The organism is Mycobacterium sp. (genome assembly GCF_049281135.1).
Lineage (GTDB): Bacteria > Actinomycetota > Actinomycetes > Mycobacteriales > Mycobacteriaceae > Mycobacterium.
Genome location: NZ_JBAPRN010000258.1, coordinates 1 through 22,575, shown reverse-complemented (window position 1 = coordinate 22,575; position 22,575 = coordinate 1). Strand labels below are relative to the sequence as shown.

Here is a 22,575-nt window from a genome sequence, read left to right as displayed (position 1 = left end):
CCGCTACGGCGGCGCGCCGCACGATAGCCGCGGCCGAGCAACGTCTGCTGTTGGAGGCGGCGCGACGACCCAACACGGTGTGATCGGTCCGCCATGCAACCCGCCGTCACGCTCAACGAAGCGAAGTTAGACGCTATCGCGTGGGGATTTCTCGGCTCGATCTACGCGAGCCGTTGCTTCACCGAATGGACGATCGACCGTCGCCTAGATGCCTACCTGCGACGCGAAGAACTACGCAGCGTTGCCGACGACGGAACAGTTTCCGCGGCGTTGCTGGATCGGGTGATGGCGAACATTTGCTCTGCTGTGGACAACGGAACACTGGGGCGCGAGACGGACGTTGATCACACTAGAGGTGCCGCCCGATAAACGCGGGTGCTGCCTTACTGCGCGTCCGGCGCCAGCCGGCCACGCTGAGATATCCGATCACTTCGCGCGACGGATTTCCGCGCTGGCGTGACCGAAGAGGCCAGCTGTGCCACCGCTCGCTCGACGCCGGCCGCGAGTTCGTTCACGTCGGACGCCGCATCGTAATCGGCAGTGATTCCAAAGACCAGGTCATCCACGTAGCTCAGGATCGCGACACCGGTTCGGACTTGTAGCGCGATCGGCAGAATCGGCAGCAGCTGCACAACAGCTTGGCCCATGACGGTGAGTCGTCTTTGCGGGCCGGGAACATTCGTCGCTACCGTGACGACGGCCCGTTGCGGCAGGCGCGTCAGTGCTCGCATGGTCCATGCGGTCACTGGGAACGGAATGAGATTCGTCGCTGCGACCGCTAGGCTTCCGGCCTCGCGTTGACCGCTGCGTTTTGCTTTGGCCAACCGACGTTGGATCACGCGTAGCTGCTCAACCGGGTCGGATTCGTCGACCGGAAGGTAGGGCAGCAAGAGCGACACGCGATTGTTGAGTTCGCCCAGTTCATCGGTGGAGCGCACTGATACCGGCACCAATGTGCGCAGTGAGCGGGCTCCCGGCCGTTCACCGCGACGAATCAACGCTGCGCGGTAACTGTCAGTAATCGAAGCCAGCGCAACATCATTGACCGTGACGCCGTAGGCCTTGCAGACTTTCGTGACGTCTTTCATCGGCACCCGAGCGGCAGCGTATCGCCGCATGCCGGTGACGGGCCCGTTCAGACCCGAGGGCTGTGCCGGAAGAGTCAGGGCCCCACCGATTTCGAGAACGCCTTCGACCGCCCGCATGGCCGCGCTGGAGACGGCGACCGACGTGCGCCACATTCGGTCGACCCAGTGGCGAGGATCGAACACGGAGTGCGGCGTGCGGTCACTGTTAGATGGTGCCGGCGCCGGGTGGATTTTGCTCACGAATGTGTCGTTCCGTCCCTCGTCTGAGAGGCGCGCGAGCAGTTGGGTTGTCGCGATCCCGTCCGCGATGCAATGGTGGATCTTCATCAGCAGGGCCCAGTGTCCGCGGTGGAGGCCCTCGATCATCCAGCATTCCCACAGCGGGTGATCTCGGTCCAGTCGCCGCTCCATCAGAGCTGCGGCTAATCGAAACAGGGCTGCGTCGTCACCCGGTGCCAGGACCGCCGCGCGCCGCACGTGGTGACGGAGATCGAAAGCACCGTCCTCGACCCACTCGGGAGAAGCAAGGTCGAGCGGATGCGTGCGCAGTACCTGGTTGAACCGCGGAACTCCGACCAGCCGTTCACCCAGACCCGCGATGAGATGCTCGAATTCGGGTGCAGGGCCCGCAAGAACAGCTAACGCACCCACCGCGAGGCTGATATGCGGATCCGCATCCTCGGCTTGCAGAAACCCTGCATCCAGAGTCGACAGGTGCTCCATGGCAGAAACTCTGCTCCACCGGAGCATCTGCGCGGGAGAGCCAGAAGTCACAACTCCAGGGGCACAGAGGACTTCGGCGAATCTGCGAGATCCTACGAGACCAGTCGCGGCATAGCGGCGATCAACGGCGTGTCCACCCCCACCGGGCCAGGGCGGTGACGCAACGCCGCGGAGTCTCTTAGGGCCTTTGGTTCTCGGATAGAGCAGGACACCGGTACCGGTCACGAGCCCATCACCCGTTCACCGATCACATGGTCGCGGCGCAGGGCGTCGAGCCCATCGCGGGACAACCCGAGGTCGCCGAGAATCTCTTCGTTGTGCTGCCCGAGCGTGGGCGGGGCGAAGCGGTGATGACGGGCCGGTCCGGGGGTGATCCGAAACGGCCACCCGGGATAACGGTGATGGCCGGTGACGGCGTGCTCGAAATCCTGATAGAACCCGCGGGCGTCCAGCCCGGGCAGCTCATACATCCGCTCGGGCCTGGTCACCTCCTCGGCGGGGATGTTGCGTTCCCGAAGGGCGGCAACGACATCGGCGGCCGATTGTGTTCGCGTCCAGGCCGCGACCGCTTCATCGAAGGCCTCGTGATCATCGGCCGTCAGGTCGTGGCAATCCATCAGGTCGATCAGCCGCGACCAGTCGGTGTCGTCGCGCACCGACAGCGCCACCCACGCGTCGTCGCTGTCGGTCGGGTAGACGCCCTGCCGGCAGCCCCGCCGCCGGTTGCCCTCGCGCGGGGGGACGATGCCGTTCATCGAGTACTCGATCACCGGTTCGGCTGTGACGGCGGCGCCGACTTCGATCTGCGCGACCTCGATCAGCTGGCCTTCGCCGGTGCGACGGCGGTGGTCGAGCGCGGCGAGCAACGCCACCCCGGCGTGCACACCGACGATGGGGTCGGCCGGACCCTGCACATTGCACGGCGGACCTTGGGCGTAGCCGGTCACCGCCGACATGCCGGACACCTGTTCGATGTTCAGCGCCCAGCCGACGTAATCGCGCCACGGGCCGTCGAGGCCGAATCCCGGCATGCGAACAGCGATCACGTCAGGGCGCAGCGTGGCCAGCGATTCGTAGTCCAGCCCGAACTGCTCCACCACTCGCGGGGAGAAGTTCTCCACGACGACATCGGCCTGCGCCGCAAGCCGACGGGCGAGGTCGCAGCCGGCCCGTGAGCTCAAATCCAGCGTGATGTCGCGCTTATTCAAGTTGGTGGCCTGCCACAAAGGGCTGCGCTCGTACCAGTCCTCGCCCTCGAACGGTTGGGCGCCCGAATAGCGGAATCCGTCCGGCCGTTGGATCGACTCGAGTTTGACGACGTCGGCGCCGAATGCACCGAGATAGCAGGTGAGGTATCCGCCCGCCCAAAATGTGGTCAGGTCAAGCACTTTCAGGCCCGCGAATGGCAGCGACGGATCCGCTACCGGATCGGCCCCCGGTCGACGCGGTAGGTGATCGCTTCCCGACCTATCTCCCAGGCTCGGTGCGGGACGGGCGGGCACCGTCGGTGTCTTCGAGAGGCGAAACGGCGGGCCCGGTCGTCGAAACGACCAGTCCCTCCCACCGCCGTCGACGAAGAATCCCCGCTTGGTGTACTGCGGATTGTCCAGCGTCCCAGGGCCGTCGGCGACCGGAGCCGCCGGAATGCGCAGTGCCTGACTGAGTTCGACGATGTCGGCGACGGTTCGTTCGTCCAGCCACGGCTGCGCCGCCGCGTAGAACTCGGCACGCTCGGGCCCGCCCATCATGATCGCGAACTGCTGATCGCCGTACTCCGGAAGCCCGAGCATGGCGCACACGTCGAGCCAGTGCTGCCCGGTCAGGCAGTTAATCCCGACCCAGCCATCGGCGGCGCGGACCACACCCAGCATCGGAGACTGGCGCACGTTGGTGGGCAGGCCGAGCGCGCGCATTCGCTCGTACATCAGCATCGGGTACGGCAACGTCGCCAGCAGTGCCTCCAATTCGGAGACGTCGACCTCGGTCACCCGACCGGCCGGGGCGATCCGCAACGCAGTCAGCGCGCCCAGCGCGGCGTAGGCGCCCGCGACGTATTCGGCGATTCGGGCGCCGGCCTGCACCGGCGGTCGGTCCGGGTCGCGCGCGCTGATCCAGCCCGATATCGCCTGCATGGTCAGCGGCGTGGCATCGCGATCCCGAAATGGCCCGTGCTGTCCGAAATGTGAGATCCGCACGATAACCAGCCGCGAATCGTGCGGATCTAACGCCGCCAGGGTTCCGGGAGCCGACGCGTCGATCAGCACATCGGCGTCGGCGATGAGTCCGCGAGCGGCCGCCGCATCCTGGTCGCGGGTGAGGTCCAAGACTGCGCCGCGTTTGCCGGCGTTGAGGTACTCGAACAACCCGGACCGATCGGGGTCGGGTTCGCCACCGGGAAACGGGCCCCACTGCCTCAGCGGATCACCTTCTGGTGATTCGATCTTCGTGACGAGGGCGCCGAGGTCGACGAGGAGCTTGCCGCAGTAGGGGCCTGAGATCTCGTCGGCGATCTCGACCACCCGAAGCCCATCGAGGGACCCCATCAATGGCGCCACTCCTCAACCCCGGCTAACGCCGGCATCTTCGTCATGGACGCACGTCACGCCGGCAGTCCCATGGCCTTCGGCTCCATGTACTGACGAATTCCGACGATCCCGCCGCTCTCCCGGCCGATCCCGCTCTGATTGAACCCGCCGAACGGCGCGCCGCCCGGTCCGAACCCGTTGACCGCGATCTGCCCGGTGCGGACCCGGCGGGCGATCGCGAGCCCACGTTCGACGTCGGTGCCCCACACCGCGCCGGACAGCCCGTACCGCGAGTTGTTCGCGATCCGGACCGCGTCGTCGTCGTCGCGGTAGCGCAGCACCGACAGCACCGGCCCGAATACCTCTTCCTGGGCGATGGTGGCGTCCGGCGTGACCTCGGTGAGGATCGTCGGCTCGAAGTAGTATCCACCGTTCAAACCGGCCGGCCGACCGCCACCGGTCGCCAGCTTGGCGCCGTCATTGAGTGCCTGATCGACGTGTGCCTGAACACGTTCGCACTGTGCGGCGCTGATCAGTGGGCCCATCTGCACGTCCGGATCGGTGGGATCGCCGACCTTAACCGCCCGGGCCATCGCGACCAGTCGATCGACCACCTCGTCGTGGATCGCGTCGGGCAGCAGCATCCGGCTGTGCAGAATGCAGGCCTGCCCGGCATGAAATGAGCAGGATTCGAACAACATTCGCTGCAGGAGTTCGTCATCCAGCGTAACGTCATCGAGCACGATGCTGGCCGACTTACCGCCGCATTCGAGCAGCAGCCGTTTCATCGTCCCGCCGGCCGCGGCCATCACCTCACGACCGACCGCCGAGCTCCCGGTGAAGCTGACCATGTCGATCCGCGGATCGACGGTCAGCAGCTTGCTGGATTCGATGTCGGTCGGAGTCACGACATTGACCACACCCGGTGGAATATCGGTGTGCTCGTCGATGATTCGGGCCAGCGCCAATCCGGCCAACGGCGCCAGCGGCGACGGCTTCAGCACGACGGTGTCACCGGCGGCTAGCGCGGCGCAGACTTTCATCACGTTGAGGGTGTGCGGGAAATTCCACGGCGTCAGGATCGACACCACACCGAGCGGCTCGTAGCGCAGCAGCGTCTTGCCCGCGGCGCCGAAGGCGTCGATCGGCTCCTCGATCGGATGGGTGGCGAGTTCGGCCGCGTTCAGCGCCGCGAACGCGGGCCCTTCGACGTGGATCACTCGCTCATTGGCCGTACAACCCCACTCCTGTTGCGCCAACGCGAAGAAGTCGTCGGCATGCGTCAGCAGCGCCTCGCCGAACTGGTTGAGGAACCCGGCCCGCTGCTCGGGTCCGGCGCTGGCCCACGGCCCCGAGTCGAAGGCGTCCCTGGCCGCCGCGATCGCACTGTCGACTTGGGCCTGGCTGGGATCGGGTGCCGACGCCATCACCGCCTCGGTGGCCGGACAGACGTCGTCGTAGCGGCCGTTCTCCGGGTCGACCCACTGGCCATCGATATAGACCGAGTAGGTGTCGATCAATGAGCGTGGGTCAGCCATATCCATTCCTTTAGGGGTCCGGGGCCTTTGGACGGTCCGGCGGCTCAACGTTTGGTCTACACCTGTCGGGCCGCTGTCGTCAATGCTCGACCTGGCCTGGTTACGTTCGGCGCTGCTAGTTCAGTTCAACAGCAAGCATATTGACATCGTCAGTGCCGTCAGAGTAAACAGGGTGCACCGGACAGTTCATAGGCAAATGTACGATCGCGCGCGTCGAGGAGGCCTGGGTGCACACGGAATCCAGCTCGACCGTGCCGCTGCATTCGCCGGACTTCTACGCCGGCGACCCCTATCCCGCGTACCGGGAACTGCGCGCGACGGCGCCGGTGTGCTGGAACGACGTCACCAATTTCTGGGCCCTGCTGAAGTACGAGGACGTCCGGTTCGTCTCCAGCAGCCCAGCCGCATTCACCTCGACCCAGGGCATCACCATCCCGGACCCGGCGATGCCGAGCCCGGTGCAACCTGGGAGCCTGATCTTCACCGACCCGCCTCGCCACCGGCAGATGCGCAAGCTGATCAACTCCGGCTTCACCAGGCGCCGGGTTTCCGTACTCGAGCCGAAAATCCGCGAGATCGTCCGCGGCATCCTCGACGGCGTGGCAGTGGATTCGGTGCACGAGTTCGCCGAGGAGATCGCCGCTCCGCTGCCTACCCGACTGATCGCCGAGTTGATCGGTGCACCGCCCGACGATTGGGAGCAGTTCCGGGCCTGGTCGGACGCGGCCACCGGAAACGCCGACCCGGAGATCGAACTTGACCCGTTAGAGGCTGCCGGCCAGTTGTTCGAGTATTTCCAAAAGCTCATCGGCGCAAGGCGAGTCGAGCCGCGCGACGATTTGCTCTCGGTGCTGGCCGGTGCAGAAATCGACGGCGACCGGCTCACTGACGAAGACCTGCTGAATTTTGCGTTCCTGTTGCTGGTGGCCGGAAACGAAACCACCCGCAATCTGATCGCGCTCGGCACGCTGGCGTTGATCGCTCATCCCGATCAGCACCGCCTGCTGATCGACGATTTCTCGCTGATCCCCAGCGCTGTCGAGGAGATGCTGCGGTGGAACAGCCCGGTGGTGCACATGGCCCGGACGGCAACCGCCGACGTCGAGATCCGCGGCCAGCGCATCGCCGAAGGCGACGTGGTGGTCATGCTGTACGGATCGGCCAACCGCGACGAAGATGTCTTCGGCGCCGACTCTGAAGAATTCAAGGTGACCCGCCACCCCAACCCGCACATCGCGTTCGGGTGCGGCGAACATTCTTGTATCGGAGCACAATTGGCGCGCCTGGAGGCCACGGTGATGTTCGAGGAATTGCTGGGCCGCTTCCCCCGGCTCGAGCTGGTCGGTGACGTCGACCGGATGCGGGCAACCATGGTGCCCGGGGTCAAACGGATGCCGGTACGGCTGGGGGACTGACGGTGCGACTCGACTACACAGCCGAACAAGAGCAGCTGCGCGACGAGATTCGCGCCACCATGGCAGAGGTGATGACGCCGGAACGGCAGGCTGCCGTCAGCGAGCGGATGGAGGGCGGCCCCGCGGTACGCGACTGCGTGCGCGCGCTGGCAGCCGCCGACCTGCTCGGTGTCGGTTGGCCCAAAGAGTTTGGCGGGCGGGGCTTCTCGGCGATCGAGCAGTTCATCTTCGCCGAGGAGGCCAGACGGGTCAACGCGCCGATCCCGCTGGTGACGCTCAACACCGTCGGGCCCACCCTGATGCATTACGGCACCGACGAGCAGAAGCAGACGTTCCTGCCGGCGATCCTGGAAGGCAGCGTCGAGTTCGCCATCGGCTACTCCGAGCCGGGCGCCGGCAGCGACCTGGCGTCGCTGCGCACCAACGCGGTCCGGGTAAGCGACGACTTGGGGGAAGGATGGGTGATCAACGGCCAGAAGATGTTCACCAGCGGCGCGGCGTACGCCGACTACATCTGGCTGGCCGCCCGCACCGACCCGAACGTCAAGAAGCACAAGGGCATTTCGATCTTCATCGTGCCGACCTCGTCGCCCGGATTCTCCTGGCAGCCACTGCACACCATGCCCGGCGTCTCCACCTTCTACACCTTCTACGACAACGTCCGGGTGCCGGCCAGCGCGATCGTCGCAGGTGAAAATCAGGGCTGGCAGCTGATCACCACCCAGTTGAACTTCGAACGCGCCGCCCTTGGCAACCTCGGTGCCCTCGAGCCGTTGTTCGAAAAGACGCTGCAGTGGGCGCGCGACACCGAACTCGACGGTGGTCGAGTCATCGACAAGCCTTGGGTGCAACAGGCGCTGGCCCGAGTCGAGGCGGAAGTCGCGGCCTACAAGCTGATCAACCTGCGGGTGAACGCCGCGATGACCAAAGGCGTGAAGAATATCGGGCCTGAGATGGGAGCAGCGTCGGCGGCGAAGGTCTTCGGCACCGAGCTGGCGCCGCTGGTCGCCCGCCAGCTGCTGGAAGTGCTGGACCACAACGGGTTACGCCGCGGCGCCGACGCCCCGCTGCGCGGCGCGCTGGAATCCGCCTACCGGGTCGCAGTCATCAGCACCTTCGGCGGCGGTGCCAACGAGATTCAACGGGACATCATTGCGATGGCCGGATTGGGCATGCCGCGGGCACCCCGCGACCTTCGCCCAACGGCCCCGTGCGCAACCGACAAATCAGGAGGATCAACTCAGTGACCGACACTGACTTGCACAGCAAGCTGAGGGCCCTCGTCGGCCAGCCGACCGGCGGCAGCGCCAAGCCTTCGGTGGCACCGGATCCGGTGAATCAGCCGATGATCCGGCACTGGGCGTACGCGCTCGACGACCTGAACCCGGTGTACCTCGATCCGGAATTCGCGGCGAAGTCGCGGTTCGGCGGTATCGTGTCGCCGCCGGTGATGCTGCAGACCTGGGCCATGCCGGCGCCAAAGCTCGAAGGCATCGGCGAGCGGGGCGGCTCCCCCGTCGAAATCACCAATAACCCCACCGCGTTTCTCGACGAAGCCGGATACACCAGCATCGTCGCGACCAACTCGGAGTTCGAGATCAACCGCTACCCCAAATTGGGTGACGAGATCAGCGCGACGTCGGTGTACGAGGAAGTGTCCGACGAAAAGACTACGGCGCTGGGCACCGGGTTCTTCGTGACCTGGGTGCTCACCTACAGCGACCAGCACGGAGAAGTGCTGGGGCGCCAGCGCTTCCGGGTCCTACGATTCAAGCCGGCAAACTGATGGCGACCCGACTGGCACCGACCATCAGCCCGGACACCGAGTTCTTCTGGAACGGGCTGCGCGAGCACAAGCTGTTGATTCAGCGCTGCAACGGATGTCAGACCGTGCGCAATCCACCGCAGCCGATGTGCCCGAAATGCCGTTCGCTGGACTGGGAAGCGATCGAGTCGTCGGGTCGCGGCAGCGTCTACAGCTACGTGATGCCGCACCAGCCGCAGTTCCCGTTCTTCGACTATCCCTACATCGTCGCGCTGATACAGCTCGACGAAGGCGTCCGGATCGTGTCGAACCTGACCGACATCGCGCCGGCCGACGTCCAGGTGGGCATGCCGGTCGAGGTGTACTTCCGGAGGTTCAATGGAGCCGGCGAAAAAGACCTTGTGCTGCACCAGTTCCGGCCGGTTGGGTGACATGGACTTCACCTTCACCGACGAACAAGAGACCATCAAAGAGCTGGCTCGCGATGTACTGGAACGTCGTGCCACCCCTGAGCGGCTGACCGAACTCGAAGCCGGTGAATGCCGCTACGACGCCGCGCTGTGGAAGGAGCTGGCGGGTGTCGATCTGCTGGGTACCGCGTTGCCGGAGTCGTTGGGCGGCAACGGCGGTGGCTTCGTCGAACTCGGCGTCCTGCTGGCCGAAGTCGGATCGACCGTCGCTCCGGTGCCGGCCTATGCGACGCTGCTGTTGGGCGCCGACCCGATCGCCCGGCACGGCAGTCCCGAGCAACAGCAGCGCTTCCTGCCCGGTATCATCGACGGCAGCCGGATCCTGTCCGCGGGGCTGCACGAGCCCGGGTGCTCCGACCCGACGCGCCCAGCCACTAAGGCCCGCCGCGACGGCGCGACGTGGCGGCTGGACGGCATCAAAGAGTTGGTCTCATTCGGCCAACTCGCCGACACCCTGCTGATTCCCGCGACGATCGACGACGGTGAGACGGGTCTATTCCTGCTGCCGACGGACTCTTCGGGCGTCGAGATCCGGCCGGTGACGACCACCAACCGCGAACCGTGCGCCGATGTATTCCTCAACGGCGCCAGAGTTGCCGCAGCGGACATGCTCGACGGCGACCTGCTGGTCGAGTCGCTGTACACCCGCGCCTTGATCGGCCTGTGCGCGGTCCAGGTTGGCGTATCAGATCGCGCCTTGCGAATGGCCGCCGAATACACCTCGGGCCGTGAACAATTCGGCCGCCCGATCGGCAGCTTCCAGGCGGTGCAGCAACGGATGGCTGATGGTTTCATCGACCTGGAAGCGATCCGCTGGACCACCTGGCACGCGGCCTGGCTGATCGCCGAGGGACGGCCCGCAGACCGTGCGGCACGCGTCGCGAAGTTCTGGGCCGCCGAAGCGGGCGCTCGAATCGCCGCCACCGCTCAGCACGTGCACGGCGGGATCGGGATCGACACCACGTATCCCCTGCACCGCTATTTCTTGTGGGCCAAACACAACGAACTCACCTTGGGGTCAGCCACTCAGCAGTTGGTTCACCTCGGCAGCACATACCCGGAAGGACGGCTATGACGACGGCCAAATCCCGCACCGACACCTTGCGTTGGAGCGACATCGATGTGGGCGACGAGGTCACTCCACTGGAGATCCCAGTCACTACCACGATGATCGTGGCCGGCGCGATCGCGTCGCGCGACTTCATGCCGGTGCACCACGACCGCGACTACGCCAACAAGCAGGGCTCACCCAATCTGTTCATGAACATCCTGACCTCCAACGGCTACTGCGTGCGCTTCCTGACCGACTGGGCCGGGCCCGAGGCAATGATCACCAAGCTGGCGATTCGCCTTGGCGTCCCGTCGTTTCCGGACGACCCGCTGCGTTTCACCGGCAGCGTCACCGGCAAGACCGAGGGATCCGGCGGCGAGAACTTCATCGAGGTGACCTTCCAGGCGGCCAACGGCCTCGGCAATCACGTCTCCGGCACCGCCGTCGTGAGCCTGCTCGACGAAGCCCGGGCATGACTACATCGCCGTCGAAGCTGGCCGGGAACACCGCCATCGCCGGCATCGGCCAGACCGAGTTCTCCAAGGAATCCGGCCGCAGCGAGCTGCAATTGGCGTGCGAATCGGTCAGCGCCGCACTCGACGACGCCGGCCTGTCGCCCAGTGACGTCGACGGCATGGTGACGTTCACCATGGATTCCAGCGATGAGATCGACGTCGCTCGCAACGTCGGCATCGGCGATCTGAATTTCTTCTCCCGCGTCCCGCACGGTGGCGGTGCGGCAGCCGGAACGGTCGCGCATGCCGCCATGGCGGTCGCCGCCGGAGTCGCCGATGTTGTGGTGTGCTGGCGCGCCTTCAACGAACGGTCGGGCTTCCGCTTCGGCGGCAGCGGACGCACCAGCGCGGAGACCCCGCTGTTCATGGCGCACTACGCCCCGTTCGGATTGCTCACTCCCGCAGCGTGGGTCGCGCTGCACGCTCAGCGTTACATGTCGACGTACGGGGTGACCAACGAGGACTTCGGCCGGATCGCCGTGGTCGACCGGGCCCACGCGGCCACCAACCCCGACGCGTGGTTCTACGAGCGACCGATCACGCTGGAAGACCACCAGAATTCACGGTGGATCATCGAACCGGTTCTGCGACTACTGGATTGCTGCCAGGAGAGCGACGGCGGGGTTGCGCTGGTCGTCACCAGCGCCGAGCGCGCCCGCGACTTGCGTCAGCCGCCGGCCGTCATCTCCGCGGCCGCGCAGGGCGCAGCTTACAACGGCGAGATGATGACCAGCTACTACCGCGAGGACATCACCGGGCTGCCCGAGATGGGCGTGGTCGCCGAGAAGCTCTGGCGCGATTCCGGCCTCAAGCCGCAAGACATCCAAACCGCGTTCATCTACGACCATTTCACGCCGTTCGTGTTCACCCAATTCGAGGAACTCGGATTCTGCGGGCGTGGCGATGCCAAAGAATTCGCCACCGTGGAGCGGTTGTCGCTGGGTGGCGAGCTGCCGATCAACACCAACGGCGGGCTACTCGGCGAGGCCTACATCCACGGGATGAACGGCATCACCGAGGGTGTGCGGCAAGTCCGCGGAACCTCGCACAACCAGGTCGACAACGTCGAGCACGTCCTGGTCACCTCGGGTACCGGCGTGCCGACCAGCGGACTGATCCTGGCCAGCGGTTAGGGAACGCGTTTATGACCCAAGCCACTTCAGCCGATACCCGCGAACTGATCGTCGAGTCCGCGTATGCCTGCTTCCGCAAGCAAGGAATGCAAAAAGCAACGATCGTGGATATCGCCAAGGCGGCGGGCGTCTCCCGCAGCACCATCTACGAGTACTTCCGCGACAAAGCAGCCATCGTCGAAGCGTGCGCCGAACACACCTCCGAGCAGTTCTATCGGCAGATGTCCCTGGCCATGGACCGGGGTGGCTCGTTGGAGGACAAGCTCAGCCGCGCAGCGGTATTCGTGACCCAGGCCCGACGGGTGATCGCCTCCGAGAAGTACTTCGACGAAGAAGCAGTCAGCCTGCTGCTCACCAAGGACGCCGCGGTTTTGCTGCGCGAATGCGTCGACTTCCTCGCTCCGCATCTTGCTGCGGCCAAGATCACCGGCGAGGTACGCAAAGACCTCGACATCCAGTCGGCGGGCGAATGGTTCGCCCGAATCCTGTTCTCGCTGTTCAGCACACCGTCGTCGACACTGGACATGGACGACCCGGAGGTGGTCGCCGGTTTCGTGCGTGCGCACGTCGTTCAGGGGTTCGCCAACGACCGTTCACCGTCACGACGCACAACCGACGCCCGCTGACGCCGGGCGAACGTCGACGCTGCATTAGCGTTCTCCTCGACGGAAGGAGATCAAAATGGTCTCGACAACGAAGCGTTACGGAATCATCGTCGGCATCGACGGATCGCCGGAATCAGATGCCGCCGTTAGTTGGGCCGCGCACGATGCGGCCATCCGCGGCTTACCGCTCACCGTTGTGCACGTGGAGAGTCCCGCCGCCGCGACATGGTCGCAGGCCCCCGTCCTCGAAGAATCGCCGGGAGAGCAACAAGCCGAGGGCCGCGACCTGCTCGCACACGCGTCGACGATCGCCCGTGACGCGATCGCTGACACTGCGCAGGTACACATCACTGGCGAATTGCTGTCTTCTTCTACCCCCGTGCCGACCCTCGTCGAGCAATCCAAAGACACCGAACTCATCGTCGTCGGCTCTCGCGGGCGCGGGGCACTGTCTCGCAGTATTCTCGGCTCAGTCAGCGCTGGACTCATTCGGCATGCACATTGTCCCGTCGCGCTGATCCGCGATGCGGATCCGCAGATGCCGCATCCCGCACAGGCTCCCGTACTCGTCGGAATCGACGGCTCAACCTCAGACCTCGCTACGGCAATCGCGTTCGAGGAAGCGTCCCTTCGAAACGCCGACTTGATAGCGCTGCACGCGTGGAATGACATCGATATGAACGCAATTCCCGGTTACGACTGGTCACCGACAACGGCGAAAGAAGGTCACCTTCTGACCGAGGCTCTGGTGGGTTGGCAAGAACGCTATCCTGACGTCTCTGTGCACAAGCAACTCGTGTCTGACCGAGCAGCACGTGCGCTCGTCGACGCGTCGGAATCCGCCCAGCTTGTCGTCGTCGGGAGTCACGGAAGTGGTGCTCTCGCCGGCATGCTTTTGGGTTCGGTCAGCAACGCAGTCGTTCAAGCCGTTCACCGGCCGGTGATCGTGGCAAGGCCGCAGAGCGCGCCCCCGGTCGATGACGGCCGACCCGAGCGGAACGGGGCCTAACAGCGCCTGGATCGGGGACCAATGGCCCTGCAGGTGTCGGCTGCATCGGACGAGTCTGAGGGGGCGACGGTCTGGAGGTCAAAGAACCTCAGGTCCTGGTCCGGGTAGGCGTGGCTCAGGTCACCGAATCGGCACCGGAGCCAACGCCACGGCAGGCCTGGCCAAAGTCCGACGGGTGAAGAGTTAGAAGGGAAAACCGATGCGAGAGTCCAACACACCGCACCCCGCTGTCGTCGTCGGCATCGACGGTTCTCAAGCCGCGATCCAAGCAGCGGAGTGGGCAGTCGATGAAGCGGCAAGTCGCGAGATCCCGCTTCGGCTACTTCACGTCATCCCCGACAATGTCGAGCCTGCCCCGTTTGCTGCAGTCGGCAACGTGCAGATGGAAATCGAATATGGCGAGACCGCTCTGAGGATCGTCAGCGCCGCAGTGGAAGCGACCGGCAAACCTGTCAAAGCCGAAACTGAGCTACTTCGGGGCAATCCAGCGAAGATACTCATCGCTGAATCTCGTTCTGCAGCAATGATATGCATCGGTTCGGTCGGGATCGGACGCTTCGCGCGGGCATTGCTGGGTTCCACGGCCGCTGAACTCGCCGAAGCGGCCCACTGCCCGGTCGCCATCATCCGCACTCGGCAGAGCCGGCCGAAGCCAGGCAGCCCGTTGATCGTGGCGGCAGTCAGCGAAGCACCGGACGGCGAGCAAGTGGTCGAGTTGGCCATTCACGAGGCGCAGATACGCCACGCGCCGGTTCTCGCGGTCGATGTCTTGCGAGCAGACACCGGTCACACACCCAATGACGAGCTGGACGGACGGGTCAAGGACTGGGGTCGGCGCCACCCTGGCGTTGAGATTTACGCCGGAGCAACCCGAAACGGGATCGCGGACTTCCTCGCCATGATGGACAAAACGATACAGCTTGCGGTGATCGGCAGCAGTGACGCTAACCAGGTGGCGAGTCTCATTGGGCCACAACGCCGCCCCGTCATCGGGCATGCGGAATGCTCGGTATTGATTGCCCGGTCCTGATATCCTCTCTCCACGCGAACTACTTAGGCGACGTGGCCAATGGCGATCAGCGGAGGCGTGGACGGTGTGTACACAGCCACCCTTCGGGATGGCGCGACTTTGTCATTGCGACAGCTCGGATCGTCGGATATCGACGCGGTCGCCGCGTTGCACGGCACGCTCAGCGAGCGCGAACTCTACTTGAGATTTTTCACGACGCATCCGGTGTCTTTCAACGTTCTGGCTGACAAGCTGACCGAGCACGACGGCAGACACTACGCGCTGGGTGCCTTCGAGTCCGGGAAATTGATCGGCATAGCGAACTACGCAAAATGCGGCAAACCGGCAACCGCGGATGTCGCGGCGGTCGTCGCTCACAAAGATCACCTGCGTGGAGTGGGAACCGTGCTGCTTCGGCGGCTTGCACACATTGCCCGTAACAACGGAATTCGGCATTTGGTCGCAGACATCCTGGCCACCAACTCTGCAATGTTCTCAGTGCTCCACGATGCCGGCCTGCATCCGCAACACAAGAACTACGCGTGCGGTGTCGTGCATCTCGACATCGACCTGAACGAACCCTCATCCGATTGATAGACAGCGCGTCGACATTTCAGCCGAAAGCTGATCCATCCAAATACTCGACGACATCGCTGAGCGGGCGTCGCGGGGTCGGCGGCACGGCGTCACTTCTTCTGACAGGTCCTATGGCCGTCGCACAAGTGACAATGGCCTCTCAACACGCGCGTCGATCTCCCATAACGTCAGCAGCAGCTGTGGGACCTGGCTCTTTGGGAGGCACTATGTCGTCACGTAACACGCACTTGGGAATAGTCGTCGGCGTGGACGACTCCCCGGCCGCCACGGCGGCCGTGGAGTGGGCCGCGCACGATGCCGAATTGCGCAGGATTCCGCTGACACTCGTACACGCGATTTCACCGAATCTCACCTCGTGGCGGGACAACCCTTTACCGCCAGGATTGGCGCAATGGCAGAAGGAGCACGGACACCGATTGCTCGAGGACGCGGCGAAGATCATCGAAAAGACCTGCCAGCGCGGCGGTCCCACCGAGATCCATTCGCAGGTCATGTCGTCAGCGGCTGTTCCAACGATGATTGACCTGTCCAAGGATGCCGAGATGGTGGTGGCCGGCTGCTACGGTGACGGCAGGTCGTCAAGCCGTCGCCTCGGATCGGTGAGCTCCGGACTGTTGCGTCACGCGTCGTGCCCCGTCGCGATCATTCACACCGGGGAGACCGTGGCGCCGCGTGGGGATGGGATACCGGTGGTGGTCGGCATCGATGGCTCGCCGGCATCAGAATCGGCGGCTGCGATTGCGTTCGATGAGGCCTCTCGCCGCACGGTGGGGTTGGTCGTTCTGCACGCATGGAGCGATGTCGACGTATCGGAGTGGCCCGACCTCGATTGGCCGGCAGCGCAGTCGATGTCCGAACAAATGCTCGACGATCGCTTAGTCCGCTGGCAAGAGCGGTACCCCGACGTGAACGTGCGCCGGATCATCACCCGTGATCAGCCGACGCGTCGACTCATCGCTCACTCAGCGGAAGCGCAGCTGCTCGTGGTTGGTAGCCGCGGTCGCGGCGGATTCGAAGAACTGCAGGTGGGTTCGGTCAGCGAAGCCGTCGCCCTGTTGGCAAAGACGCCGGTGATCGTGACTCGGCAATCGCGCACCTAGCCTCCGCGATATTGCATTGATGGCCAGTGCATCTGGCGGCCTTTCCGTATGCTGCGCTCTATGACCGGGTCACGGGCCATCGGGCTAACGTACGCCGAAGTTGCCCAACGAGTTGCCGACGGCAGAATCAACGAAGTTCCAAGCCGGGCGACTCGCAGCGTCGCCGAGATCGTGCGCGCAAATGTTTTCACTCGGATCAATGCGATTCTGGCCGTGCTGTTCGCGATCGTGCTGGCGACCGGTTCTCTGGTCAACGGGCTCTTCGGACTATTGATCATTCTCAACAGCGTCATCGGTATCATCCAGGAGCTGCGGGCCAAGCTGACGCTGGACCGACTGTCCATCGTCGGGCAGGTCAAACCGCTGGTCCGCCGGGCGGACGGGACACGGCCATTGTCGCCCAGCGACGTGGTCTCCGACGACGTCATCGAGCTCGGCCCTGGTGATCAGGTCGTGGTGGACGGCCTGACTGTCGAGGAGTCCGGGCTGGAGATCGACGAGTCGCTACTGACCGGTGAAGCCGACCCCGTCCTGAAAAGCGTTGGTGAGACTGTGATGTCCGGCAGCTTCGTGGCTGCCGGAACAGGTGCGTACCGGGCCACGAAAGTGGGACGTGACGCCTACGCGGCCAGGCTGACCGCCGAGGCCAGCAAGCTCAGCCTGGTGCGATCGGAGCTACAGGCCGGCATCAACCAGATTCTCAAGTTGGTGACGTATTTGCTGATCCCGGCCGGGCTGCTGGTCATCTATACGCAGTTGTTCACCACCCGTGTCGGCTGGCAGCAGGCAGTGCTGCGTACGGTCGGTGCACTGGTCCCGATGGTCCCCGAAGGCCTGGTCTTGATGACCTCAATCGCGTTCGCCGTAGGCGTCGTTCGCCTGGGACGACGCCAGTGCCTGGTTCAGGAGCTGCCCGCCATCGAGGGTCTGGCCCGGGTCGATGTGGTGTGCGCCGACAAGACCGGCACGCTGACCGAGAACCGGATGCAGGTCGCCGAGCTGCGTCTGCTCGATCCCACGAACGCTATGAACACCGTCATCGATGTGCTGGGGTCTATGGCCGCCAAGGACGCTCGCCCCAACGCCAGCATCCAGGCGATCGCCGCGGCCTACCCCAACTCGCCGGACTGGGCTGTCACCGCGAACACGCCGTTCACGTCGGCGACGAAGTGGAGTGGTACATCTTTTGCCGCGCACGGTAACTGGGTTCTGGGCGCACCGGACGTGCTGCAGGACCCCTCCTCGCCGGCTGCTGCGCAAGCCGAAGCGGCGGGTGCGCAAGGGTTGCGTGTGCTGCTCCTCGGGTCGACCGACCTGGCGGTCGACCATCCTAACTCACCAGGTCATATCACTCCGGCCGCTCTGATCATGCTGCGGCAGGCGGTGCGTCCGGACGCCGCTGATACCGTGAAATACTTCGCTGAACAACATGTCTCGGTGAAAGTGATCTCCGGCGACAACGCCGCATCGGTGGGCGCGATAGCGTCGATACTGGGCCTCGACGGCAAAACGCTCGACGCGCGAATGCTGCCTGCCGACGCCGACGAATTTGCCGAAGCAGTCGAGAAATGCACCACTTTCGGACGGGTGCGCCCCGACCAGAAGCGCACCTTGATACGAGCCTTACAACACCGCGGTCACATTGTCGCGATGACCGGCGACGGTGTGAACGACGTGCTGGCACTGAAAGACGCGGACATCGGCGTAGCGATGGGCTCGGGCAGTCCGGCTTCTCGGGCTGTCGCTCAGATCATCCTGCTGGACAACAGGTTCGCCACACTGCCCTATGTCGTCGGCGAAGGCCGCCGAGTGATCGGCAACATCGAGCGGGTATCCAACCTATTCTTGACCAAGACTGTGTACTCGGTGCTGCTGGCACTGCTGATCGGTATCACCGGACTCGCCGGTACATCGTTGGGCATCAGGTCGTTGATGTTTCCATTCGAGCCAATTCATGTGACTGTTGCGGGCTGGTTCACGATCGGTATTCCGGCATTCATCCTGTCGTTGGCGCCCAACACCGAACGCGCGCAACCGCATTTCGTCCGCCGGGTTGTGACGGCCGCGGTACCGAATGGCACAGTCGTCGGGATCGCGACATTCATGTGCTATCTGCTTGCGTTTCGCGGGCATGCGAAGACGGCAGCCCAACAAACGCAAGCGTCGACGTCAGCATTGATCACCCTTCTTGTGATCGCGGTATGGGTGCTGGCGGTCGTCGCCAGGCCCTACACCTGGTGGCGGGTAATCCTGGTCGCGTTGTCCGGCGGCGCGTATGTCGCGATTTTCAGCATCCCGCTCGCCTGCGAACGGTTCATGCTCGACCCCTCGAACGTCGCGTTAACTGCCACCGCACTGTCAATCGGTGCGTTCGGTGCGGCGATCGTCGAAGCACTGTGGTGGTTACAAGGATCGGCGGGCGCGGCAACGCCCCGACTGTGGCGCCGGCCTGAGAGCTGAACTGTAGACGGCGCAGATCAAGCAAACGTCGACTCGCGCTCCGGTTCCGGGCCAAACCAAAACCGGCGGCCGGTGATCGAAACCGGTTGAATGCGTACGTAATGCTGCTTCAGCGTCGCGGTCCACGGCAGCAACTGAGCCCGCTCAGCCTTTGCCAGCTCTTCGCTGGTCCGAAGCGTGCGGGCAACGCCTTTCAGGATGACGCTCCAGCCTTCGGCTACGGTGTGATCGTCGGCCTCGAAAAGGACGTGACTGTTGATTGCTGCGCTCACCAACTTGGTGCCCTCAGCTGTGCGGAAAAGCACGGTGCGGTCCTGGACGACGAAATTGACCGGGAAAATCTCGGGTTGACCGTCGACGCTTGTGACGAGTCGCCCGAAAGCGACGCTGGCAAGCAGATCCCAGCTTTCGCTGGCCGACAGAACGGTTACGGGCTGACCGGTCTCCGATATCGTGGCACCCCCCGACTTCGAGCCGATGGTAGCCGCATGTTCGCTCACATATCCGACGCTACAGCGGCTCTCAGCAGCCCTGAAGCGTCTTTCGTCCCCAACGTCGAGGACTTCCGGCCCTGCCCAGCAGACATGCCATCGCCGCGCCGCACGCCGTAGAGCCATTGGTCGCGATGGCGCAGAGAGTCCTACGACCACTAGGGCCGAAGGTCACTGACAAACGGTCGATCATGGCCGCGCCCGGCGACGATTGCCCCAGTGGCGCAACAGGTACCGGCGAAGTTCGTCGGCGCCCCACACAATCAATGGAAACGGCAGCAAAAGCAGCAGATCCGAGAGCGGCAGCGGCTCGGTGCCGAGAAGCGATTGAAACAGCGGAAGGTAAACGAATCCGGCCGCAAGAGCGATCTCGGCGGCGATACCTGCGAGCAGATACCGGTTGCTGAAGACCCCCACCGACCACAGCGAAGCCCGTTGGGTGCGCACCGCGAAGGCTGTACCGATTTGACCGGTGATCATGCCCAGCAGCGTCATAGTGGTCGCCTGCCGGTAGGCGTGATGCAGCGGACTGCCAGCCTCGACCGAGATCCCGGGCCGCCACCCCGCTCTGAGCAGTACCCAGAAATAGCCGCCCGCTGCCAGAACCGCGACCAAGAGACCGAGAAAAAGCCACGCGCGCAACAGCATTGGGAATCGAATAACTCCTTGATCTCGGGGGCGCGGTGCGCGCTCCATAATGCCCGGCTCTGCCGGGTCGCGGCTAAGCGCTAGTGCTGGAAGCGTCTCACTTCCGACATCGAACGCCAAAAGCTGCAGAATCGTGAGAGGCATCGGTATAGCGCCACCACTGAGCGCAAAGAGCAGGAACGGAACTACTTCAGGCACGGCATGGGCAAAGATGTAGACAATAAATTTGCGAACATTGTCGTATATGCGGCGGCCGGCCTCGATTGCCGTGACGATCGAACCGAAGTCATCGTCGGTGAGGACCATCGTCGCGGCCTCCCGTGCGACGTCGGTGCCGGCGCGCCCCATGGCAACACCGATGTCGGCACGGCGCAACGCCGGAGCGTCGTTCACGCCGTCACCGGTCATCGCAATGACATGGTCGTCGCGGCGCAGCGCCTGGGCGATGTGCAGCTTGGCCTCCGGCGACGCACGAGCGAAGATTATCTCCGGGTACGCTCGGATTAGTTCGGTAAGTGTGCTTTCACCGAGTTGCTCGAAGTCCTCGGCGGCAACGATTTTCGGGTGCGGGCCGGTGATGCCGATGCGCTCTGCGGTGGCGGCGGCGGTCAGCGGGTGATCTCCGGTGATCATGATGATGCGGATGCCCGCGGACCGGCATTTCGCGACGGCCTCGGCAACGCCTGCTCTCGGCGGATCGAGCATGGCGATCAGTCCCACAAAGCACAGATCCTGCTCAGCGGTAGCCCGACGGTGCGGCGGGCGCTTGCTGGGCGGTAGCAGCCGCTGCGCGAAGCCGAGCACGCGTAAACCGTGGGCGGCAAAGTCGTCGACTACTTGTTCGACTCGGCGTCGTTCGAAGGCATCGAGCGGTAACAATTGACCATCGGCGTCCAGGATGTGGCGGCACCGCATCAGCAGCGCTTCCGGAGCGCCTTTGGTGTGCACCACGGGCAACCCGTCATCGGACCTGTCGATGGTCGACATCAGCTTCAGCTCGGGGTCGAAATGAAACTGCCAGCGCCGGTTAGCTTCCCGTGTTGCCGGATCAGTCTCGGCCCCGAGAATCCGGGCGGCCGCGAGCACCGCGACTTCAGTGGGATCACCGATCGCGCCTGCGGAGTCGTCCAACCGGGCGTTGTTGCACCGGGCTGCGATGCGGCCCAGCGGCCCAAGGGGTGACGGCAATTGCAAAGTATCCGCGAGGCTGTCGGGATGCTCGGGATCGAGGTCAATGTGGCCGGCCGTGGTCCACCCGGCGACGGGTGTCATCCGGTTTTGGGTGAGCGTGCCGGTTTTGTCGGTGCAGATCACGTCGGTGGAACCAAGGGTTTCGACCGCGGACAGCCGTTTTACGAGCGCGCCGCGACCCGCCAAGTCCCGCACCGCGACCGCCAACGCAAGGGTGATCACCGGCAGCAATCCCTCTGGAACCATGCCGGCCAGCAGTCCCGCCGCGAAGATCAACGAGTTGATCAGGGTCAGGTGCGCCACCAGGGTAGCCAGCGGGATGAACGATAATCCCAGCATCACCGAGACGGCTGCAATCAGCCAGGCCGCCCGCCTGACCTGTCGCTCCAACGGGCTGGGATCAGGTTTGACGCGCTCGGATAGCGCCGCGATCCGGCCGATTTCGGTACCCATGCCGGTGGCGAACGCGAGTCCGCTGGCATGCCCACCTGTACAACTGGTGCCGCTGAACACCAGATCGTGCGCAGTCAGTAACGGCACATTCACGTCCATCATCGCCGCCGAGCGCAGCGCAGGCACCGATTCGCCGGTCAGTGCCGACATGTCCACTTCGACGGCACCGACCAGCAGCCGGATGTCCGCGGGGACCCGGTCTCCCTCCTCGATGACGACGACGTCGCCGGGCACTGTGTGCGAAGCGTCGATTTCGGTGATGACGCCGTCACGCTCGACTTTCGCCTTTTGCGGCAAGTATTTGGCCAGCGCTTCCACCGCCCGCTCCGCCTGCAGTTCCTGCACGAAGGAGAACGCGGCGTTCAGCATGATGATCAACACCACCGCTGTCGCCACCACGTGCGATCCGACAAGCACCAACAGCCCCTCTGCCAGCCAAAGCAGTAGCGCCAGTGGATGAGTTAGCTGACGGGCCAATGCCTTCGGCCACTGCGGGCCGGTCCGGCGCAGCAACTCATTTGGCCCGTATTGCAGGAGGCGCCGTTCCGCTTCAATCCCGGACAGGCCTTCGCGGTCGCTGCGCAAATCACGCAACAGCCGATCGGCGGCCTCCTCGGGGTCGAGCGCGGGCGGCACGACCCAATCGCGGTGTTGGCTTCGCATCCTGCCATCGTGGCGACGGATGCGCTGAGCTGACAGAAGCCGACGGACGCAATGTCGAGTGACTTTCGGCCCTTATCGGTGCACTTTTAAAACGGACGGCTGCGCTGACGCGACCCGCGGCCCACC

Annotated in this window: 19 protein-coding genes; 14 read left to right on the top strand and 5 right to left on the bottom strand. The window is 64.4% G+C overall.

Features of this window, described 5'->3' with window-relative positions; translation table 11 throughout:
• Nucleotides 1-93: 93 nt before the first annotated feature.
• Nucleotides 94-369 carry a hypothetical protein gene (locus WAN02_RS10430; protein ID WP_422264073.1) on the top strand — a complete coding sequence of 92 codons (276 nt, stop codon included), beginning with the start codon at nucleotides 94-96 and terminating at the stop codon, nucleotides 367-369.
• Between the two features lie 14 nt (nucleotides 370-383).
• Here the strand turns inward: WAN02_RS10430 and WAN02_RS10425 are convergent, their stop codons facing one another.
• The 3 genes from WAN02_RS10425 to WAN02_RS10415 form a co-directional block, all read right to left on the bottom strand.
• Nucleotides 384-1,811: a WS/DGAT/MGAT family O-acyltransferase gene (locus WAN02_RS10425; RefSeq protein WP_422264072.1), complete on the bottom strand. Its 1,428-nt coding sequence runs from the start codon at nucleotides 1,809-1,811 to the stop codon at nucleotides 384-386.
• A gap of 221 nt (nucleotides 1,812-2,032) precedes the next feature.
• Nucleotides 2,033-4,357, bottom strand: coding sequence for a CaiB/BaiF CoA transferase family protein (locus WAN02_RS10420; RefSeq protein WP_422264071.1), 2,325 nt, complete (start codon nucleotides 4,355-4,357; stop codon nucleotides 2,033-2,035).
• Between the two features lie 53 nt (nucleotides 4,358-4,410).
• Nucleotides 4,411-5,874 (bottom strand): aldehyde dehydrogenase family protein, encoded by a 1,464-nt coding sequence (locus tag WAN02_RS10415; protein ID WP_422264070.1) that lies wholly within the window; start codon nucleotides 5,872-5,874, stop codon nucleotides 4,411-4,413.
• Between the two features lie 257 nt (nucleotides 5,875-6,131).
• Here WAN02_RS10415 and WAN02_RS10410 point away from each other — a divergent pair, with 257 nt between their 5' ends.
• The 13 genes from WAN02_RS10410 (at nucleotide 6,132) to WAN02_RS10350 (ending at nucleotide 19,003) form a co-directional block, all read left to right on the top strand.
• On the top strand, nucleotides 6,132-7,289 hold the full coding sequence (locus tag WAN02_RS10410) for a cytochrome P450 (protein WP_422264077.1): 1,158 nt from the start codon (nucleotides 6,132-6,134) through the stop codon (nucleotides 7,287-7,289).
• Between the two features lie 2 nt (nucleotides 7,290-7,291).
• Nucleotides 7,292-8,536: an acyl-CoA dehydrogenase family protein gene (locus WAN02_RS10405; protein WP_422264069.1), complete on the top strand. Its 1,245-nt coding sequence runs from the start codon at nucleotides 7,292-7,294 to the stop codon at nucleotides 8,534-8,536.
• Nucleotides 8,524-9,075 (top strand): MaoC family dehydratase, encoded by a 552-nt coding sequence (locus tag WAN02_RS10400; protein ID WP_422264076.1) that lies wholly within the window; start codon nucleotides 8,524-8,526, stop codon nucleotides 9,073-9,075. Before WAN02_RS10405 ends, WAN02_RS10400 begins: the two co-directional genes overlap by 13 nt.
• Nucleotides 9,075-9,485 (top strand): Zn-ribbon domain-containing OB-fold protein, encoded by a 411-nt coding sequence (locus WAN02_RS10395; protein WP_422264068.1) that lies wholly within the window; start codon nucleotides 9,075-9,077, stop codon nucleotides 9,483-9,485. The genes WAN02_RS10400 and WAN02_RS10395 overlap by 1 nt, the downstream gene beginning before the upstream one ends.
• Before the next feature lies 1 nt (nucleotide 9,486).
• Nucleotides 9,487-10,599 (top strand): acyl-CoA dehydrogenase family protein, encoded by a 1,113-nt coding sequence (locus WAN02_RS10390; RefSeq protein WP_422264075.1) that lies wholly within the window; start codon nucleotides 9,487-9,489, stop codon nucleotides 10,597-10,599.
• The gene (locus tag WAN02_RS10385; RefSeq protein ID WP_422264067.1) at nucleotides 10,596-11,051 is read left to right on the top strand and encodes a MaoC family dehydratase; all 456 of its coding nucleotides are present in this window, start codon (nucleotides 10,596-10,598) and stop codon (nucleotides 11,049-11,051) included. Before WAN02_RS10390 ends, WAN02_RS10385 begins: the two co-directional genes overlap by 4 nt.
• Entirely contained in the window at nucleotides 11,048-12,223 is a 1,176-nt protein-coding gene (locus tag WAN02_RS10380; protein WP_422264066.1) for a lipid-transfer protein, read from the top strand. Before WAN02_RS10385 ends, WAN02_RS10380 begins: the two co-directional genes overlap by 4 nt.
• A gap of 11 nt (nucleotides 12,224-12,234) precedes the next feature.
• Complete coding sequence (locus WAN02_RS10375; protein WP_422264065.1) at nucleotides 12,235-12,849, top strand: TetR/AcrR family transcriptional regulator; 615 nt, start codon at nucleotides 12,235-12,237, stop codon at nucleotides 12,847-12,849.
• A 55-nt stretch (nucleotides 12,850-12,904) separates the two neighbouring features.
• Nucleotides 12,905-13,837 (top strand): universal stress protein, encoded by a 933-nt coding sequence (locus WAN02_RS10370; RefSeq protein WP_422264064.1) that lies wholly within the window; start codon nucleotides 12,905-12,907, stop codon nucleotides 13,835-13,837.
• A gap of 199 nt (nucleotides 13,838-14,036) precedes the next feature.
• On the top strand, nucleotides 14,037-14,867 hold the full coding sequence (locus WAN02_RS10365) for a universal stress protein (protein ID WP_422264063.1): 831 nt from the start codon (nucleotides 14,037-14,039) through the stop codon (nucleotides 14,865-14,867).
• Between the two features lie 39 nt (nucleotides 14,868-14,906).
• A complete protein-coding gene (locus WAN02_RS10360; protein WP_422264062.1) occupies nucleotides 14,907-15,440 on the top strand; it encodes a GNAT family N-acetyltransferase in 534 nt (177 codons plus the stop codon).
• 209 nt (nucleotides 15,441-15,649) lie between these two features.
• A complete protein-coding gene (locus WAN02_RS10355) occupies nucleotides 15,650-16,543 on the top strand; it encodes a universal stress protein (RefSeq protein WP_422264061.1) in 894 nt (297 codons plus the stop codon).
• A 60-nt stretch (nucleotides 16,544-16,603) separates the two neighbouring features.
• Nucleotides 16,604-19,003: an HAD-IC family P-type ATPase gene (locus WAN02_RS10350; RefSeq protein WP_422264060.1), complete on the top strand. Its 2,400-nt coding sequence runs from the start codon at nucleotides 16,604-16,606 to the stop codon at nucleotides 19,001-19,003.
• A 17-nt stretch (nucleotides 19,004-19,020) separates the two neighbouring features.
• On the opposite strand, the gene WAN02_RS10345 is transcribed toward WAN02_RS10350, so the two are convergent.
• On the bottom strand, nucleotides 19,021-19,455 hold the full coding sequence (locus WAN02_RS10345) for a pyridoxamine 5'-phosphate oxidase family protein (protein ID WP_422264074.1): 435 nt from the start codon (nucleotides 19,453-19,455) through the stop codon (nucleotides 19,021-19,023).
• 228 nt (nucleotides 19,456-19,683) lie between these two features.
• Nucleotides 19,684-22,449, bottom strand: a complete 2,766-nt coding sequence (locus tag WAN02_RS10340) for a cation-translocating P-type ATPase (RefSeq protein WP_422264059.1) — start codon at nucleotides 22,447-22,449, stop codon at nucleotides 19,684-19,686.
• Nucleotides 22,450-22,575: the final 126 nt, after the last annotated feature.

What these genes read in the sequence shown, in the direction of transcription:
- WAN02_RS10430 (WP_422264073.1), top strand. Translation starts at nt 94, where the DNA reads ATGCAACCCGCCGTCACGCTCAACGAAGCGAAGTTAGACGCTATCGCG.
- WAN02_RS10425 (WP_422264072.1), bottom strand. Translation starts at nt 1,811, where the DNA reads ATGGAGCACCTGTCGACTCTGGATGCAGGGTTTCTGCAAGCCGAGGAT.
- WAN02_RS10415 (WP_422264070.1), bottom strand. Translation starts at nt 5,874, where the DNA reads ATGGCTGACCCACGCTCATTGATCGACACCTACTCGGTCTATATCGAT.
- WAN02_RS10395 (WP_422264068.1), top strand. Translation starts at nt 9,075, where the DNA reads ATGGCGACCCGACTGGCACCGACCATCAGCCCGGACACCGAGTTCTTC.
- WAN02_RS10390 (WP_422264075.1), top strand. Translation starts at nt 9,487, where the DNA reads ATGGACTTCACCTTCACCGACGAACAAGAGACCATCAAAGAGCTGGCT.
- WAN02_RS10385 (WP_422264067.1), top strand. Translation starts at nt 10,596, where the DNA reads ATGACGACGGCCAAATCCCGCACCGACACCTTGCGTTGGAGCGACATC.
- WAN02_RS10380 (WP_422264066.1), top strand. Translation starts at nt 11,048, where the DNA reads ATGACTACATCGCCGTCGAAGCTGGCCGGGAACACCGCCATCGCCGGC.
- WAN02_RS10375 (WP_422264065.1), top strand. Translation starts at nt 12,235, where the DNA reads ATGACCCAAGCCACTTCAGCCGATACCCGCGAACTGATCGTCGAGTCC.
- WAN02_RS10370 (WP_422264064.1), top strand. Translation starts at nt 12,905, where the DNA reads ATGGTCTCGACAACGAAGCGTTACGGAATCATCGTCGGCATCGACGGA.
- WAN02_RS10365 (WP_422264063.1), top strand. Translation starts at nt 14,037, where the DNA reads ATGCGAGAGTCCAACACACCGCACCCCGCTGTCGTCGTCGGCATCGAC.
- WAN02_RS10360 (WP_422264062.1), top strand. Translation starts at nt 14,907, where the DNA reads ATGGCGATCAGCGGAGGCGTGGACGGTGTGTACACAGCCACCCTTCGG.
- WAN02_RS10355 (WP_422264061.1), top strand. Translation starts at nt 15,650, where the DNA reads ATGTCGTCACGTAACACGCACTTGGGAATAGTCGTCGGCGTGGACGAC.
- WAN02_RS10350 (WP_422264060.1), top strand. Translation starts at nt 16,604, where the DNA reads ATGACCGGGTCACGGGCCATCGGGCTAACGTACGCCGAAGTTGCCCAA.
- WAN02_RS10340 (WP_422264059.1), bottom strand. Translation starts at nt 22,449, where the DNA reads ATGCGAAGCCAACACCGCGATTGGGTCGTGCCGCCCGCGCTCGACCCC.